The 13655-nt window shown below is 67.7% G+C and carries 16 protein-coding genes; 5 read left to right on the top strand and 11 right to left on the bottom strand.

What is annotated here, in order from left to right; translation table 11 throughout:
- The first annotated feature begins 29 nt into the window (after positions 1-29).
- Complete coding sequence (gene istA, locus ABC766_RS30355) at positions 30-1328, top strand: IS21 family transposase (RefSeq protein ID WP_427902312.1); 1299 nt, start codon at positions 30-32, stop codon at positions 1326-1328.
- Entirely contained in the window at positions 1328-2116 is a 789-nt protein-coding gene (istB, locus tag ABC766_RS30350; RefSeq protein WP_127991182.1) for an IS21-like element helper ATPase IstB, read from the top strand. The genes istA and istB overlap by 1 nt, the downstream gene beginning before the upstream one ends.
- On the opposite strand, the gene ABC766_RS30345 is transcribed toward istB, so the two are convergent.
- Positions 2088-3191 carry a thymidylate synthase gene (locus tag ABC766_RS30345; protein WP_345822855.1) on the bottom strand — a complete coding sequence of 368 codons (1104 nt, stop codon included), beginning with the start codon at positions 3189-3191 and terminating at the stop codon, positions 2088-2090. The two genes, istB and ABC766_RS30345, sit on opposite strands and share 29 nt — an antisense overlap.
- A gap of 547 nt (positions 3192-3738) precedes the next feature.
- On the opposite strand from ABC766_RS30345, the gene ABC766_RS30340 reads away from it, so the two are divergent.
- Positions 3739-4572 (top strand): protein-L-isoaspartate O-methyltransferase family protein, encoded by an 834-nt coding sequence (locus ABC766_RS30340; protein ID WP_345820254.1) that lies wholly within the window; start codon positions 3739-3741, stop codon positions 4570-4572.
- Positions 4573-4664: 92 nt separating this feature from the next.
- On the opposite strand, the gene ABC766_RS30335 is transcribed toward ABC766_RS30340, so the two are convergent.
- The 7 genes from ABC766_RS30335 to ABC766_RS30305 form a co-directional block, all read right to left on the bottom strand.
- The gene (locus ABC766_RS30335; protein ID WP_345820252.1) at positions 4665-5084 is read right to left on the bottom strand and encodes a GNAT family N-acetyltransferase; all 420 of its coding nucleotides are present in this window, start codon (positions 5082-5084) and stop codon (positions 4665-4667) included.
- Positions 5085-5285: 201 nt separating this feature from the next.
- A complete protein-coding gene (locus ABC766_RS30330; protein ID WP_345820251.1) occupies positions 5286-5876 on the bottom strand; it encodes a DUF1349 domain-containing protein in 591 nt (196 codons plus the stop codon).
- Between the two features lie 346 nt (positions 5877-6222).
- The gene (locus ABC766_RS30325; protein ID WP_345820250.1) at positions 6223-6702 is read right to left on the bottom strand and encodes a hypothetical protein; all 480 of its coding nucleotides are present in this window, start codon (positions 6700-6702) and stop codon (positions 6223-6225) included.
- The gene (locus ABC766_RS30320; protein ID WP_345820249.1) at positions 6699-7049 is read right to left on the bottom strand and encodes a hypothetical protein; all 351 of its coding nucleotides are present in this window, start codon (positions 7047-7049) and stop codon (positions 6699-6701) included. Before ABC766_RS30320 ends, ABC766_RS30325 begins: the two co-directional genes overlap by 4 nt.
- Before the next feature lie 116 nt (positions 7050-7165).
- On the bottom strand, positions 7166-7543 hold the full coding sequence (locus tag ABC766_RS30315; RefSeq protein ID WP_345820247.1) for an Ivy family c-type lysozyme inhibitor: 378 nt from the start codon (positions 7541-7543) through the stop codon (positions 7166-7168).
- A gap of 89 nt (positions 7544-7632) precedes the next feature.
- Positions 7633-7956: a hypothetical protein gene (locus tag ABC766_RS30310; protein ID WP_345820246.1), complete on the bottom strand. Its 324-nt coding sequence runs from the start codon at positions 7954-7956 to the stop codon at positions 7633-7635.
- A gap of 100 nt (positions 7957-8056) precedes the next feature.
- A complete protein-coding gene (locus ABC766_RS30305) occupies positions 8057-9349 on the bottom strand; it encodes a flagellin (protein WP_345820245.1) in 1293 nt (430 codons plus the stop codon).
- Between the two features lie 240 nt (positions 9350-9589).
- Between ABC766_RS30305 and ABC766_RS30300 the strand changes: the two genes are divergently transcribed.
- Together ABC766_RS30300 and ABC766_RS30295 are read left to right on the top strand one after the other, a co-directional pair.
- Positions 9590-10594, top strand: coding sequence for an AraC family transcriptional regulator (locus ABC766_RS30300; RefSeq protein ID WP_345820244.1), 1005 nt, complete (start codon positions 9590-9592; stop codon positions 10592-10594).
- A 2-nt stretch (positions 10595-10596) separates the two neighbouring features.
- The gene (locus ABC766_RS30295) at positions 10597-11139 is read left to right on the top strand and encodes a PilZ domain-containing protein (RefSeq protein ID WP_345820243.1); all 543 of its coding nucleotides are present in this window, start codon (positions 10597-10599) and stop codon (positions 11137-11139) included.
- Between the two features lie 131 nt (positions 11140-11270).
- Here ABC766_RS30295 and ABC766_RS30290 read toward each other — a convergent pair whose 3' ends face one another.
- Genes ABC766_RS30290 through ABC766_RS30280 form a run of 3 tightly spaced genes read right to left on the bottom strand, consistent with a single transcriptional unit; the run spans position 11271 to position 13436 of the window.
- Complete coding sequence (locus ABC766_RS30290; RefSeq protein ID WP_345820242.1) at positions 11271-12521, bottom strand: relaxase/mobilization nuclease domain-containing protein; 1251 nt, start codon at positions 12519-12521, stop codon at positions 11271-11273.
- Complete coding sequence (locus tag ABC766_RS30285; RefSeq protein WP_345820241.1) at positions 12518-12928, bottom strand: hypothetical protein; 411 nt, start codon at positions 12926-12928, stop codon at positions 12518-12520. The genes ABC766_RS30290 and ABC766_RS30285 overlap by 4 nt, the downstream gene beginning before the upstream one ends.
- A 31-nt stretch (positions 12929-12959) precedes the next feature.
- Positions 12960-13436, bottom strand: a complete 477-nt coding sequence (locus ABC766_RS30280; protein ID WP_345820240.1) for a hypothetical protein — start codon at positions 13434-13436, stop codon at positions 12960-12962.
- Positions 13437-13655: the final 219 nt, after the last annotated feature.

Raw genomic sequence — 13655 nt, 5'->3', positions numbered from 1 at the left:
TGACCCCCTCGATGAGCGAGGAGGTCGAGATGATCAGGAACGAGGCTCAGGCTCTGACGCGGATGGACGATCCGTGGAGGGCCGAGATGAAGACGCCGGACGACGTGTCGGCGATGATGCGGCTGCAGGCGCTCGGCTGGGGCGCGAAGCGGATCGCAGCCGAGCTTGGCTGTTCGAAGAACACGGTGAAGCAGTGGCTGCGACGGGGGGATTGGCGCCCCTGCGCGACGCCCTCGCGCTCGAAGCAGCTCGACGGCTTGGCGGACTGGCTGGTCGAACGCTTCCGGCAGCATGCGGGCAACGCCGACGTCGTGCGCCAGGATCTGGCGACCGAGAAGGGCATCCACGTCAGCCTGCGCACGGTGGAGCGGGCGGTCGCGCCGTTGCGGCGGGATCTGGTGATCGCCGCGCGGGCGAGCGTGCGGTTCGAGACGCGGCCGGGCGAGCAGATGCAAATCGACTTTGGCGAACGGCGCGTCGAGATCGGCGGCGTGCCGACTCGGGTCTCCCTGTTCGTAGCGACGCTCGGCTACTCGCGCCGCCTGCACGTGCGTGCCTTCGGCCACGAACGGCAGGAGGACTGGTTCGCCGGGCTGGAGAGCGCTTTCCGGGCTTTCGGCGGCGTGCCACACGAGGTGTTGCTCGACAACGCTCGCGCCCTGGTCTTGCACCACGACCCTGTGAGCCGCGAGGTCGTCCTGCACCCGCGCCTGCACGCCTTCTCCCGCCACTGGGGCTTCCGGGTGCGGGCCTGCGCCCCGTACCGGGCGCGCACGAAGGGCAAGGACGAGCGCGGCGTCGGCTACGTCAAGAACAATGCCGTGGCCGGCCGCCGCTTCGCGAGCTTCGCAGCCCTGGAGGCGCATCTCGATGCCTGGACGCGGGACGTCGCCGACCGGCGCGTGCACGGCACGACCGGCGAGGCGCCGGGCGAGCGGTTCGCCCGCGACGAGGCTCGGGCGCTACGGCCGCTCGCGGGCGTGCCGCCGTTTTCCGCCGCGCGCGATCTCGTGCGCCGGGTCGGAGCGGACTGCGCGGTTGCGGTCGACGGCAACGCTTACTCGGTACCCTGGCGGCTGATCGGTGAGCGGGTGCGGGTCACCGTGAGCGGAGCGGTGGTGCGCGTCCACCACGGCGGACGGGAGGTCGCCGCGCATGCCGAACTGAAGGGACGTCACGGCCGTGCGGTCGACGACGCTCATCTGGCCGGGCTCGTGGGTAGCCGTGAGCGACCGGCTCATCGGCGCGACCCGCCTCCTCTCGTGGCGACGCCGGAACTGCTGCGTCCGCTCGCCGAGTACGAGGCTGTCGCCGGGGGAGGCTTCTGATGAGCGAGGAACACGATCACCTCACCGTACTGCTCGACCGCCTGAAGCTGACGGCCATGCGTGACCAACTCGACAGCCTGATCGACGAGGCCGGCCGGGGCGAACTGACGATCCGCGAGGCGCTGACGCTGTTCTGCGAGCGGGAGATCGCCCGGCGCGATCAGCGGCGCATCGACATGGCCTTCGGGCTGGCCCGCTTCCCGTTCGTGCGCGACCTGACCGGCTTCGACTTCGGCGCACAGCCCTCGTTGGACAAGGCGCAGATCCGCGAGATCGCCACCGGCCGCTTCATCGCCAACGGTGAGGCGGTGCTGCTCCTCGGACCACCCGGGGTGGGCAAGACGCATCTGGCGGTGGCGATCGGGCGTGCGGCGATCGTGGCCGGCTACGGCGTGTTGTTCACCCCAGCCACGACGCTCGTGGCGCAGTTGGCCAAGGCGCACGCCGAGGGGCGGCTGGAGGAGCGGCTGACGCACTATGCCAAGCCGAAGCTGCTGATCATCGATGAGCTCGGCTACCTGCCGTTCGAGCCGGATGCCGCGCACCTGTTCTTCCAGCTCGTCAGTCGCCGCTACGAGCGCGGCGCGATGCTGGTGACCTCGAACCGGGCGGTGGGCGAGTGGGGCAGCGTGTTCGGGGACGCGGTGGTGGCCACCGCCATCCTCGACCGGCTGCTGCACCATAGCCACGTCGTCACCATCCGCGGTGACAGCTACCGCCTGCGCGAGAAGCGTCGCAGCGGACTTCTACAGAGGGCCGCTATCGTCCCCAACCCCACGCCCGTCTAGGCGAGGAAACCGGCATGGGGGTCAGATCCTCGTGACGCGAAGGGGTCAGTTCCGGTTGTCGCTTGAAACCCCTGATGAACTGCGCTTGCCGCGGCATGGGCTGACGCCTTGGTTTGTCGCGACGGCTGTCGACGAACATCCTAAAGGCCGGCGTGATGCCCGCCTTGAGCGCATCGAGCTTGGCCTCGTCGCCGGACGCCCAGAACGCCTCAAGGAGACGTAGGAAGTCTGCCCAATAGGGTGCCAAGGTCGTCTCGGCCGCGGAGCGAGGTTCCCCGGCGCGGATCCTGCCCTCCGCCGCGACGAGGGTCTCGGCGAGCCCGAACGCATCGCCCGGGGGCATCGGCGGCATCTCGACCATCTTCTGGTGGCCTTCCGTGATGTAGCCACGGACCTTGTCGAGATCCGGTTCATAGATGTGCATGCTGCCCGCGTAGTGGAGGTACTCGCCCGGCTCCACGTCCAGGCGCCTCGCCATCATCTCCTGGATCATGGTGAAGCAGAACACGTCGTGCGGGAGCCCCTTGTAGGCGTCGTTGGACCGCATGTTGGCCGACAGGTGCAGCAGCCCTTCCCGCAGGTGGAACTGCAGGCTCACGGTGCAAGGCACCTCGCGGTAGATGAAGCCCTCGCCTCGCGCGGCCGCATAGTCGAGGGCGATGTCCTCCGCATCGAAGAGTTGTATGACGGCGCGCTTCGACGTCGGCTTCCATTTGAGGAGCTTCGTGACGTTGTCGAGCTGATCGATGCCATACCGCATGGAGAAGATGCGAGGGCCATAGGCGCCCGGGATCATCCCGTCGACGGCCTCCGCCTCATAGTCCGGAATGTAGGGCCGTATGAACTCAAGTTCCCCCGATCCTGAGAGGTACCAAAGAAACTCGGCGAGGGCGCTGAAAGGTTTGCCCCGGTTCTCAGACCGGCTGAGGCGCGCTCTGGGCTTTCGAAGCCGGATCGCTGCCCCCAGGACTTCATATGTAGAGCCGCGGGATCCAGTGTTAGGACGACCTGATCCCAACAAGGATTGATACAGGTCGATTAGGATCTCATCCAAGCTGTCGCCGCATATCTCCATTGAACGCGCAATCGCTCCCGGGTCGATCAACGACAGGCAAGATGCTCGATATCGGCTCGCTCAACGGATCGCGCAAGCGTGCGTTGAGCGAGCCGACGCCGATGGCGCCTGCTGGTAGAGATGGAGCGGTTGCTGGGTACCAGCGCGGCCATCAGGTGAGCAACGTAGGCCCCGCGGCAGTGCTCACGCCGGACGCGGGGCTTACGTTGCTTCGTATGGGTCTGCGACTGGAGGCGCGGAACTCCGCCGAATGGTTTGCGGCCAGTGCGGCAGGTGGTGAGGGCTTGCAGGTTGGCGTGGCGCCGAGAGTGGCCGGCCAGGATCGTCGTCAGGGCGGAAAGTGTACGGTGGGCCCCCCGCCATTGAAAGGATCAGCGTACGGGTCTTGTGAGACGTTCCCGCCCCGGGTGGAGCGGATACCCTAGGGCGGATCCCGGACGTCCGTTGGACGAACCCCCTACCGTACGAGCGTGAGTGACCGCTCGGGGTGGTTTTCTGCCCGTCCGCTTTCGGGCAAATTCGCGAGGAAGCAGACGTTGAACGCTACATGGACCAGCATACCAACGCCACTGAGGTGCGTGCATTCCACGCGAGGCTGATGGCTGTGGCCAGCGGTGGCGACGACCACCGGCTCGAACACGTGTTTGAAAGCGTCCCGCGAGAAGCGTTTCTTGGTGTCGGCCCATGGAAGATCAGGGTGAACGAGCGCTACGTCGAGACACCGAGTGCGGATCCTGTTTTTATCTACCAAAACGTCCTCGTTGCCCTTGATGCTGCCAAGGGCATCAACAACGGCGAACCGTTCCTGCACGCCCGCTGGATTGGCGCTGTTGCCCCGAAGAGCGGCGAGACCATCGTCCACATCGGGGCAGGTGCTGGGTACTATACCGCGCTCCTGTCGATGCTGGCCTTGCCGAACGGCCGCGTGCATGCGTTCGAGATCGAACCGGCGCTGGCACGTCGAGCATCTGACAATCTCGCACCATTCGAGGGCGTGAGTGTCGTGCAGGGCGATGCAACGGAACTACCTCTGCCGGATTGCGACTTGATCTACGTCAACGCGGGCGTGGTCTCACCGCCCAGCTCTTGGTTGAAGGCATTGCGGCCCGGTGGGCGCATCGTCTTTCCCTGGCGGCCGACGCAGCAACTAGGGCTCGCGCTGATCATGACGCGAGCGGGCGCGGGCTTCACGGTTCGCCTCTTGGGACCGGCGTGGTTCATACCCTGCGTCGGCGCATCGGACCCGGCAAGTTGCGTCAAGGCCCCAACCATGCCCAAGGCACGCTCCATCAGCGCGGCGTGGCTGATTGAGGATCGAGCGCCAGACGACACGGCTGTAGCCGTATGTCGGAATATCTGGTTCTCGGACAAATCGGGATAATGCAGAGCATCGTGCAAGGGCGACAGCATATTGTCCGCTGCTGCCGCATCAATCATTGCTCGCTCTCGAAGCCAACCCGCAAGCCCCGCTTCCTAAAATCTCTTGCGAAGAAAAAAACGACTTTGTCCAATAGGATGATCTTCAATCTTTCCGAATATCTCAAATCCCAACTTCTCGTAAAAACCGCAGGCCTGAAACTCGAACGTATCGAGCCAAATCCCAACGCAATTGTTAGATCTAGCTAGCCGCTCAGCTTCATGTAAAATCATTGTCCCGTAATCGTTGCCTCTGTAATTTTCGTGTATTGCAAGAAATTCTATGTGCAACCAATCATATGTACATTTCCCCCAAAGTCCTCCCACATGGGCCCCGTCCTCGTCGACCAACAATATGGCCACGGGGCGGCGAAGAGGATTTGCTACTTGAGACGCGTTATAAGCGCGTAACGGCTCTATAACAGCGTTGCGATCCGCCTCGCTCGGACTTTCAGGAATGACAACGCGAACCGCCATGGCGTGAGCTTATTCCAACCTCGCCCATTTTCAACGGCTGCTTTTGGGAAGCGGCAACGGTGTTGCGAACGGCTCAGTTGGGTCGCTTGCGGAACGGCTGCGTGGGGTGGATTTCAGCCAATCCGTTTACGAGCGGAAGGGCATTGAAGCCGACGTGGCTGCCTCACCCAATCACGACCCATCGCGGATGGGCGGCGGGGCTCACGAGAGGTCGTGCAAGTCTTTGCCATTGGGACCGCTGATCGAGAAATCGGAGAACGCAACATTCAAGCCTGAGCGCTCGGGTGTGCAGCACATCGGGCCAACACTGTAGTTTGAAGTCGGCGGGAACGGGCAGAGCCGCATCAAAGGCCAGTATTGTCCATCAGACGATACCTGCAAGCGCAGAACGCCGTCGGATACGGTTGCTCTCAGCCAAAAGTCGCTCGCATCGCCGTTGTATGGTGCAGTAGACCAATCGGACTTTCCCAATGTGAGAACGCTGCTAATCATGGGCAGCCCATCAGACAATTCGATCCCAGCTTTGATCCAGCGCTCTCCCGAAATGCGCACCATTATTCCGGCTTGGTCATACAATTGTTCGTAGCTTGCTCGAATGCGCAACTGTGCAGTGAAAGCACTACCCGTATTCACTGCGAAGAAGTGGCCAGTATCGCGGGTGAAGCCGTAATGCGTTTCCCGCCAGAAATCCGTGGCCCTGTCGGTTACGACGAGGAGGCGGCCGTCTTCGATCCGCCAGTCGGTGGGCTCGTTGAGCCACGCGCCATCGTCAAAGCCTACGTGATCCGCCATGTCTCGGTGCCAAGGTGGTTGATACATTCGAAGCCGCGCAACATCGCACTTTGGGGTCTCTCGGCAATGCCCCGTTTTCCACAATTAGCCGGATTAGACGGACGGTTGACGAACGGCCGCTTTGGCGGAACGCCGACTTCGCACCCGGCGACCGGGTCGGGTCGGCTGCGGAAGGTCCGCATTTTGGCGTCCAACGCCCCGCGCCGCTACGACCCGGGGCCGCCGATGTGGGCCCGGACATCCGCTCAAATCTCAGCGACGACCGTCTTCAGGTCCGGCCTCATTCAGGCTTGGGACAGTCGCGGCCGGCATGCCCGGGTGCAGGCCCTTCGAAGGACCGCCCCGGTTAGCGGAGGTCCACGCGGACGGCTTTCCTGCCGGTCGGGCAGCACCGCGCGTCGTCCGGCCTCATGGCCTCGATCGTGAACGTGGCGGTGTCGCCGCGGAAGACGACCTTGCCGGCCGGCTTGGCGTGGATGCCGGGCAGCCGACGCGTGATCCGCCAGCCGTCCGGGCCGTCCCGGAACACCGCGGCGGCGGTCCCCTCGGCGTTGCCGGTGGGATCCGTCAGCCAGGTCAGGAACACCACGGCGGCGGTGCCCGCCGGGTCGAGGCTGACGTTCGTGGTCAGGTCGTCGGACAGCGGGCACCGGCTCGGCCGCCCTTGCGGCGAGACGCAGACGATCGCCGGGTCGGTGCGGTACCAGCGCTGTATGGCGTCCGCGAGGGACGCGCGTGCGGATGCGGGGGCGGCGGGGGCCGCAAGGGCGAGGCCCACGGCCACGCCGGCCGCGCGCCGCAAGAGGATCGACGTCGCCCGGCTCATCCGGCGACCGCCAGCCGACCATCGGCGCCCTTGCGGAAGCGCGCCTTCATTCCGGGCCGGACGATGCCGTTGACTGTCATGGCGAACTCGCAGTCGTACCCGTCGCCTGCTTCGACGGGCTTGCATGCGGTCTTCCTGAGGTCGGACACCTCGATCCGGTCGTCGACATGCCCGGGAGCCTTGCCCCCGAGCTGGAGATTGGCCGCGGCGGTCTCCGGGCCGGACATGGCGGCGACGTTACGGGCGAACGCCGCCTGCATCTCGGGCGCCGACGGCTCCCCGTCGCAGGCTGCGAGGGCGAGGCAGAGCGTCGCCGCGACGAGCGGCGGCGTCGTCTTCATGGTCATCGTTGGTTCCACGATTTCGAGGGGTGACGACGGGCGCCGCGGCCGGGGCGCCCGGGTTCAGCGAGGAGGCTCGGCTGCGAGGCGTGGCCGGACCGCGGCCGGCGCGGGACGGCCGGCTAGCGCAGTAGCTCCGCCCGGTGCCTGTCGGCCCGCTCCGCCTGATCGACGAGGATCCCCTGCATCGCGGCATCCGGATGCCCGAGGAAGCGATAACGCAGCGGAACGTCCCCGCGGCGGCGCTGCACCGCGTACATCCGGCCCGTCTCCGGCACGATCAGCGCGACCACGTCGTTGGCCGCGCAGTTCCGGAGCTCGCAAATCGTGCCGGTGACGTAGCTCCGCCCGTCGTACCGCACGACGAGCATGAGCGTCGCCGGGCCGGCCAGCGACCGCATGAATCCGGCCTCGCGGTCGCCCGCCGGGACTTCGGCGAGCAGGCCGTGCCAGGATGAACGGTAAGCGGCATTCTTCGCGACGACCTGGGGGAAGGTCATCGCCCCGCCCGGCCATGCCGGGACGGGCGCCATAAAGCAAAGGGACGCCGCGACGGCGAGGCTTTGGGAGAGGATCGACATCGCCGGCCTTACTGGGCCATCGCCAGCGTGCCGTCGGCCTTCCTGAAGAAGCGCCCCCGGCCCCGGACGGCGGGGCTGCCGTTGATGGCGGCCTCGTAGCCGCACGTGTACCCGCCGAGGCTCGGCAGAGCGGGCTCGCATCCAACCTTGCGGAACGACGTGAAGGCCAGGTCCGCGCCGCCACCGGACGGGCCCATGCGGAAGAGTTGGGCCTGCTGCCGGACCAGGTCGGCGGCGGCGTCGCGCATCGCGGATTCCGAGGGTTCGTCGGAGCAGGCGCCGAGGCACAGGCCGAGGGCGGCCGCGAGCGGCAACATGGTTTTCGGGATCATGGGACGGGTCCGGGCTGGTGGGAGGCGCAAGGGACGGGGACGGCGGCCCCCGCGACGGCTGGCCGGACGCGCCGGATCGGCCGCCGCGGGGCGGGCGGGATCAGCGCAGGAGCTGGAGGATGCCCTGGTTGGCGGTGTTCGCCAGCGACAGCGCCGAGATGCCGAGCGACTGGCGCGTCGACAGCGCCTGGCTGTTGGCCGCTTCCTCGTTCATGTCGGCGTTGGTCAGGTTTGCCGCGCCGGTGGTCAGCACGTCGATCATCGACTTGGTGAAGTCCTGCCGGTTCTGCACCGTCGACAGGTTCGAGCCATAGTTCGAGGAGAGCGACTTCAGGCTGGCGAGCGCGTTCGTCAGCGCGTCCGACGCCTTTGTCAGGTCGGCGTTGTTCTGGATGCCGACGTCGGCCCCGGCCTGGGTCGTGGCGGAGTCGACGAACTTGCCGATGCCGAGGCTGTCGGTCGTCAGGGCATTGCCCTGGATCGACAGCTTGGACTGCGCGGTCCCGGTCTTCTCATTGAATGCGATGGTCAGGTTGTCGCCGGTGAGCAGGTTGGTGCCGTTGTAGCCGGCGTCCTTGGCGGTCTGGTTGAGCTGGTCGCGCAGGGTGGTGAACTGCGAGACGAGGGCTGAGCGTTGCGCCGACGTGCCGCCGGCCGCCGAGGGCGCGGCGCCGCCGGTGAGCTTGGCGAGCTCGCCCGCATCGGCCGTGAGCGCGCCCGTGGTGGCGTTGAGCTTGCCGGCGGCGACCGTCAGCGTGTCCGAGCCGGTGCCGGTGATCTGCAGCTGCCCCAGGCTGTCGATCGCCGCCGTGGCGATGCCCGACTTGTTGATGTTGTTCACGAGGTCGTTGACCGTGCCGGAGGTCATGCTGACGTTGTAGACGGTGTTGCCAGCTGCGAGTTGCAGCGTGTCGGCCTTGGTGTTGTCGATGCCGACGACGCCGACGGCGGACGAGGTCGCGGGCCCAGCTGTACCAGCGAGCGTCTTGGCCACTGCGACGTCGTGCAGGCTCTTGCCGGTGGCGGTGGCCTCGCCCGCCGTCGCCAGGGCCTGGGTGCCCTGAAGCTTCGGAAGGTTGGTCGCGGCGTTCGACTGCGCCTGCGCGACCACGGACTGCATCTGCTTGACGATGCTCGTGATGCTGTCGATGCCCTTCGACGCCGCCTGGATGGCCTGGATGCCGTTGGAGATGCCGTCGAGCAGGCTGCCCAGGGCGGTGGAGCGGTCGGTCAGACCGGCGGCGGTGAAGTAGTTCACCGGGTTGTCGAGCGCCGAGTTGACCTTCTTGCCGGTCGACAAGCGGTTCTGGTTGGTCGCGGCCAGCGCCGCGGTGTCCTGCAGGGACTGGAGGTTCTGCCGCGTCGCGGCGGACAACGTGATCGACGAAGACATGAAAAGGCGTCCTTCTGAGCCTGGCGCGACGGCGCCTGAACAAGCAAAAGGTTCGGCTCTCGAAGTTTAATCAGCTGTAATATTTTCGATCGATGCAGATGTGTTGTGTCTACTGGCGTCCTCAATATGTCTACTGGCGTCCTTAACACATTTTTGGGGACAATAGTCGGACGATCCAGGTCGGGCGATTGACCCAGGACTTCGGCGTGGCCCAGTGGGGCGATCGCCCGGGGAGCCGCGATGCAGCATCCAGACGTCATCGACCCCGAGTTTCACCGCATCAAGGACGACGGTGCCCGGCGCGAGGCCTGGGTGCGGGCGATCGGCGGCGTCTTCATGCCAATCCTCGACCGGTCGGTGCCGGTCCCGCGCGACGTCGGCTTTCGATGCTGGCGGGTCGGCCCGATCCTGCTCAGCGCAATCAAGGCGGGTCCGCAGGCCGTCGAGCGCACGCAAACCCAGATCGCCACCCAGGCCGTCGACCACGTGATCCTCCGCCTCTACACCGGTGGCCGCTCCAGCATCGACGGGCCGTCCGGGGACCGCGAGATCCCGGAGGGCGCGCTGGCGCTGTACGACCTCTCGCAGCGCTCGCGCTCGGTCTCCCAGGGAATGACCGGGATCAACCTGGCGCTGCCGCGGCGCATGTTCGACGCCCGGATCGGCGAGGTAGGGGCCCTGCACCGCGGGCTGTTCCTGCAGGAGGGGCGCCCGCTGCTTCGGCTGCTGTCAGAGCACATGCGCGCCACCCGGCACTGCCTGGACACATCGGACGCCTGGCAGCGCGAGCTGCTCGCCACGGCTACCGTAGCCCTCTGCAACGCCGCCCTCGCACCGACTACCGATAGCGCGCACAACCGGCCGGCGATCCTGGCCATTGAGGTGAAGCAGTTCATCGAGGCCAACCTCGGTCGGTCCGATCTCGGCGTCGACGTGATCCGCGCGCGGTTCGGGCTGTCGCGCTCCCCGTTGTTCGCGATGTTCGAGGCGGAGGGCGGCGTAGCGACCTACATCCGCAACCGCAGGCTCGCCCGGGCGATGCGGATACTGTCCGGGGTCGAGGGGGGCAAAACCCAACGCGTCTCCGCCGTGGCCTACGCCTGCGGCTACGAGAACCTGAAGAGCTTCAGCAAGGCCTTTCATACCCGCTACGGCGTCGTCCCCCGCGAGGTCGACGAGACGTTCCGCCCGGACGCCCGGTGGGAGACGGGCAGCACCCTGCTGTCTTGGATCAGGGAGCTCTGAGGATGTCGGTAGAGCTGCCGGGCCGCTGGCTGGACCCCGCCGGGGTTGAGCGGGACTGCACGGTCGTCGGGGACACGCTCGATGCGCTGCAGGTCAGGACCGCCGCGGCACCACTGGAGGGTGCGCGGGTCGTGTGCCGGGTTCCGGATCTAGGCACGCTGAGGGGCCTTGCCTCGGGCCCCTCGGCGGACGGCTTCCGCCTGGAGCTGCAGGCGGGCGAGGAGGCGCTTCGCCGGCTGTCCGCCCGCCTGCGCTGGCATGCGGCCGGTCCCGGGCCAGGGGCCGAGCGACGGGACGCAATCCGGATCGTGCCGCACCGGCCCGAGGTCCGTGTCGCCTGGGACGGTGGCGGCGGTCTCGGACGGCTGCGCGACGTGTCCACCCATGGCGCAGCGGTCGAACTCGACCCACTCCCCCCGGTCGGGGCGGCGGTCACGGTCGGGTGCCGCCGGGCTCACGTGGTTCGCCGGATGGACGCGGCCGTGGGCTTGCGCTTCATCCTGCCTTTGAGACCGGCGGACGTCACCGAGGACGTCGTCCTGTAACGGGCGTGAGCCCCGGTCCGGGGGTTGCAGGCAAGGATCCCTCGGGATCGCCGGTCATAAGGGATCGGCGAAGCGATCGTGGCCGTGGCAAGGGAGGCCCGGACGTCCGGCCGCTCGGCGGCTGGCGAGCGCTACACGAGCGGGACGCCCCAAATGTCGGTGAGGCCCCATAAGGCCCAAGCTCGCTCTCGCTCGTAGTGCGCCTCTTCCTCCATGCGTGCGACCGCTGCCCGGGCGCGCCCGGCGGCCGCGATGCAGGCGTCGTGACGCGGATCCAGCGCGCTCAGACGCCGGCGCAGGATCATGGCCCGGCCGGCCGGCATCGCGCGCAGCCGGCCGAGCGCATCTCCTGCACGGCCACGGTCACGTCGGCCACCGCCTCCGTCAGGTCCGCTAGCACCGCGACCAGGTCCTCGAATCCCGAATTCTCCGATTCGGCCGGATCCGGGGCCAGCGCCGCCGCGATCAAGTGCAGGAGACTGTTCTGCGCGTCGAGGCGCCGTTCGATCTGCGACTGTTCCATCGTCCATCCCTTTCAGTTCCAGCCCCGCGAGCCGCGCGCGGACGGTCGCCGCCAGGACCCTTTCCCCCTCGAAGCGGCGCGCCGCCGCCCCGATCAGCCGCGTGGCGAGGTGGGCGGCACCGCTCGCGTCGACGACGACCGGCCCCTTGCGGCCCGCCCGCAGGTCGAGGCCCCGCGCGCGCAGCGCGGCCACGAAGGCCGCGCCGTCCCCGCCTTCCCGCCATGCCGACAAAGCCGCGCGGCGCACGTCGTCCAGGGCGACACCCGTCCTCACCTGTCGGAGGCGCTCCATCGGCGTCAGGGGGGCGACGGGACGGGGCGCCTCCGTGCTTCCCGAGGCCGCCAGCCAGTCCGCGACGTCCGCCATGCCGTCGCGCCGCAATCCCCGTTCGACCGCGCGCGCGTGCTTGGAGGCGACGGGGCGAAGGCCGAATTGCCGCTCGACGATGCGGCTGATCTTCTCCCGACGGGGGTAGTCGAAGGACAGGCCGACGACCGACCCGTCCGGCCTGACGAGCCCGTAGACACGATGGTCGTGCCGCCTGCCATCCTTGACGTGCTCGACCCCGCAGAAGGGTTGTCCCGACAGGCCGAATTCCGTCTCGAACCGGCGCCACCATTCGGCGCGCGCGGCGTCTGCGTCGCGCAGGTTCGGGTCGGGGGACAGGTGAACGTGGTAGACCGGGCGATCCGTCCGGCCGCCCGCGGACAGCGCGACGAGCTCGCGGATCTGGCCGGCGAGGTCGGCGCTGCCGAGCCCGCGGGCGGGGATCACGACGACTTCGGTGTTCTCCGTCTTGAGCAGGTGGCGGGCGAGCGCGTCGCCTATCCCCTGTCCCCGCGTGGCGCCTGAGATCATCGCGGCGGCAACCGCACGACCATCGGGATCAGGATGGCGCGCACTTGGTCGAGGCTCGCCCGCGCCGCGCGGCCGTCGTTCATGGCCAGCGCGGCATTGACCGCGGCGAGCTCGCGCACGGCCGCCGAGATGGCGACGATGTCCTCGGGCGGGCGCCGCGTCGGCTGGGCGCTTTGGGCGTCGATGGGGGAGCGGAGCCCGATCGCGTCGAGGAGACGCTGCCGGGCCCAGGCGCTGGCGGTGACGCCCTCCTCCCCGGCGCAGGCCGCGATGGCCGCGTCGAGCGTCGCGCTGATGCGGATCACGAAGCGGACATCCAGGGTTGGCCGCCTGCTCCTGTCGGGCGTGCCCGAGGTGACCGTCCCGGCCGGAGGATGGTCGTCTCGGTCGGGTAGCGTCGTCGACATCCGGCTCGTCCTGTGGGTCGCAGCGGCCGGCTCAGGCCGGCTTTGACGGGAGGGGTGGGTGATGCGCGCCTTCGTCCGGGACCGGTGCCGGTCCCCCGGAGGCGTCCGTGGGCCGGCCGCGGCGCCGGCTAAGGCGATCCAGCGCGGCCTTGCGGCGCGCTTCGAGGCCGAGGCGGACTTCCTGGGGCAGGGCCAGCGGGGGCGGTATCGGCAGCTCCCCGACCCGGGCCCGATCCATCCTGGCGTCGAGGACGCGGATCGCCCGGTCCCACGTGTCGAGGTCCGCGATCATGAGGCGGTTCGCGATCGCGCGCTCGATCCGCTCATCGGTGCCGGGCCGAGCCCGCCACGGGGCCTGCCCGGTGAGCCGAAGCGCATAAAGCCAGGACCAGATCTCCGGTCCCATGGCCTCGGCCAGCGGCCGTAGGTCGGCGTCGCGGGCGCTGTCGAGCAGGCCGCTCTCCAGCCTCCTAGCGTAGTCCCTGGTGGCGGTAGCGAGAGTGAGCATCCGGACGGGGCGGAGACCGCTATCACCGCGACATGCCGGCGGTGCTGGAGCTGCGTTCTCGACCGGAGGCAAACCACTTGATGCCGTCACTGCCGGCTTCTGGCGCACAGAGCGGAATATCCGTAAGATTTTAAGCATCTGCCTCGCTCCAATCGGCAGAGCTTCCGCTTAGATACGCCTCCCGAGAAGAGGAGATGCAGCATTAAATCGGACCAGCAG

Origin of the sequence: Methylobacterium fujisawaense (assembly GCF_039619325.1) — a bacterium.
In the GTDB taxonomy this organism is placed as follows: domain Bacteria; phylum Pseudomonadota; class Alphaproteobacteria; order Rhizobiales; family Beijerinckiaceae; genus Methylobacterium; species Methylobacterium fujisawaense.
This window is presented reverse-complemented; position numbering and strand designations above follow the sequence as displayed.

What these genes read in the sequence shown, in the direction of transcription:
- istA (WP_427902312.1), top strand. Translation starts at nt 30, where the DNA reads ATGATCAGGAACGAGGCTCAGGCTCTGACGCGGATGGACGATCCGTGG.
- istB (WP_127991182.1), top strand. Translation starts at nt 1,328, where the DNA reads ATGAGCGAGGAACACGATCACCTCACCGTACTGCTCGACCGCCTGAAG.
- ABC766_RS30345 (WP_345822855.1), bottom strand. Translation starts at nt 3,191, where the DNA reads ATGGAGATATGCGGCGACAGCTTGGATGAGATCCTAATCGACCTGTAT.
- ABC766_RS30340 (WP_345820254.1), top strand. Translation starts at nt 3,739, where the DNA reads ATGGACCAGCATACCAACGCCACTGAGGTGCGTGCATTCCACGCGAGG.
- ABC766_RS30335 (WP_345820252.1), bottom strand. Translation starts at nt 5,084, where the DNA reads ATGGCGGTTCGCGTTGTCATTCCTGAAAGTCCGAGCGAGGCGGATCGC.
- ABC766_RS30330 (WP_345820251.1), bottom strand. Translation starts at nt 5,876, where the DNA reads ATGGCGGATCACGTAGGCTTTGACGATGGCGCGTGGCTCAACGAGCCC.
- ABC766_RS30325 (WP_345820250.1), bottom strand. Translation starts at nt 6,702, where the DNA reads ATGAGCCGGGCGACGTCGATCCTCTTGCGGCGCGCGGCCGGCGTGGCC.
- ABC766_RS30320 (WP_345820249.1), bottom strand. Translation starts at nt 7,049, where the DNA reads ATGACCATGAAGACGACGCCGCCGCTCGTCGCGGCGACGCTCTGCCTC.
- ABC766_RS30315 (WP_345820247.1), bottom strand. Translation starts at nt 7,543, where the DNA reads ATGACCTTCCCCCAGGTCGTCGCGAAGAATGCCGCTTACCGTTCATCC.
- ABC766_RS30310 (WP_345820246.1), bottom strand. Translation starts at nt 7,956, where the DNA reads ATGATCCCGAAAACCATGTTGCCGCTCGCGGCCGCCCTCGGCCTGTGC.
- ABC766_RS30305 (WP_345820245.1), bottom strand. Translation starts at nt 9,349, where the DNA reads ATGTCTTCGTCGATCACGTTGTCCGCCGCGACGCGGCAGAACCTCCAG.
- ABC766_RS30300 (WP_345820244.1), top strand. Translation starts at nt 9,590, where the DNA reads ATGCAGCATCCAGACGTCATCGACCCCGAGTTTCACCGCATCAAGGAC.
- ABC766_RS30295 (WP_345820243.1), top strand. Translation starts at nt 10,597, where the DNA reads ATGTCGGTAGAGCTGCCGGGCCGCTGGCTGGACCCCGCCGGGGTTGAG.
- ABC766_RS30290 (WP_345820242.1), bottom strand. Translation starts at nt 12,521, where the DNA reads ATGATCTCAGGCGCCACGCGGGGACAGGGGATAGGCGACGCGCTCGCC.
- ABC766_RS30285 (WP_345820241.1), bottom strand. Translation starts at nt 12,928, where the DNA reads ATGTCGACGACGCTACCCGACCGAGACGACCATCCTCCGGCCGGGACG.
- ABC766_RS30280 (WP_345820240.1), bottom strand. Translation starts at nt 13,436, where the DNA reads ATGCTCACTCTCGCTACCGCCACCAGGGACTACGCTAGGAGGCTGGAG.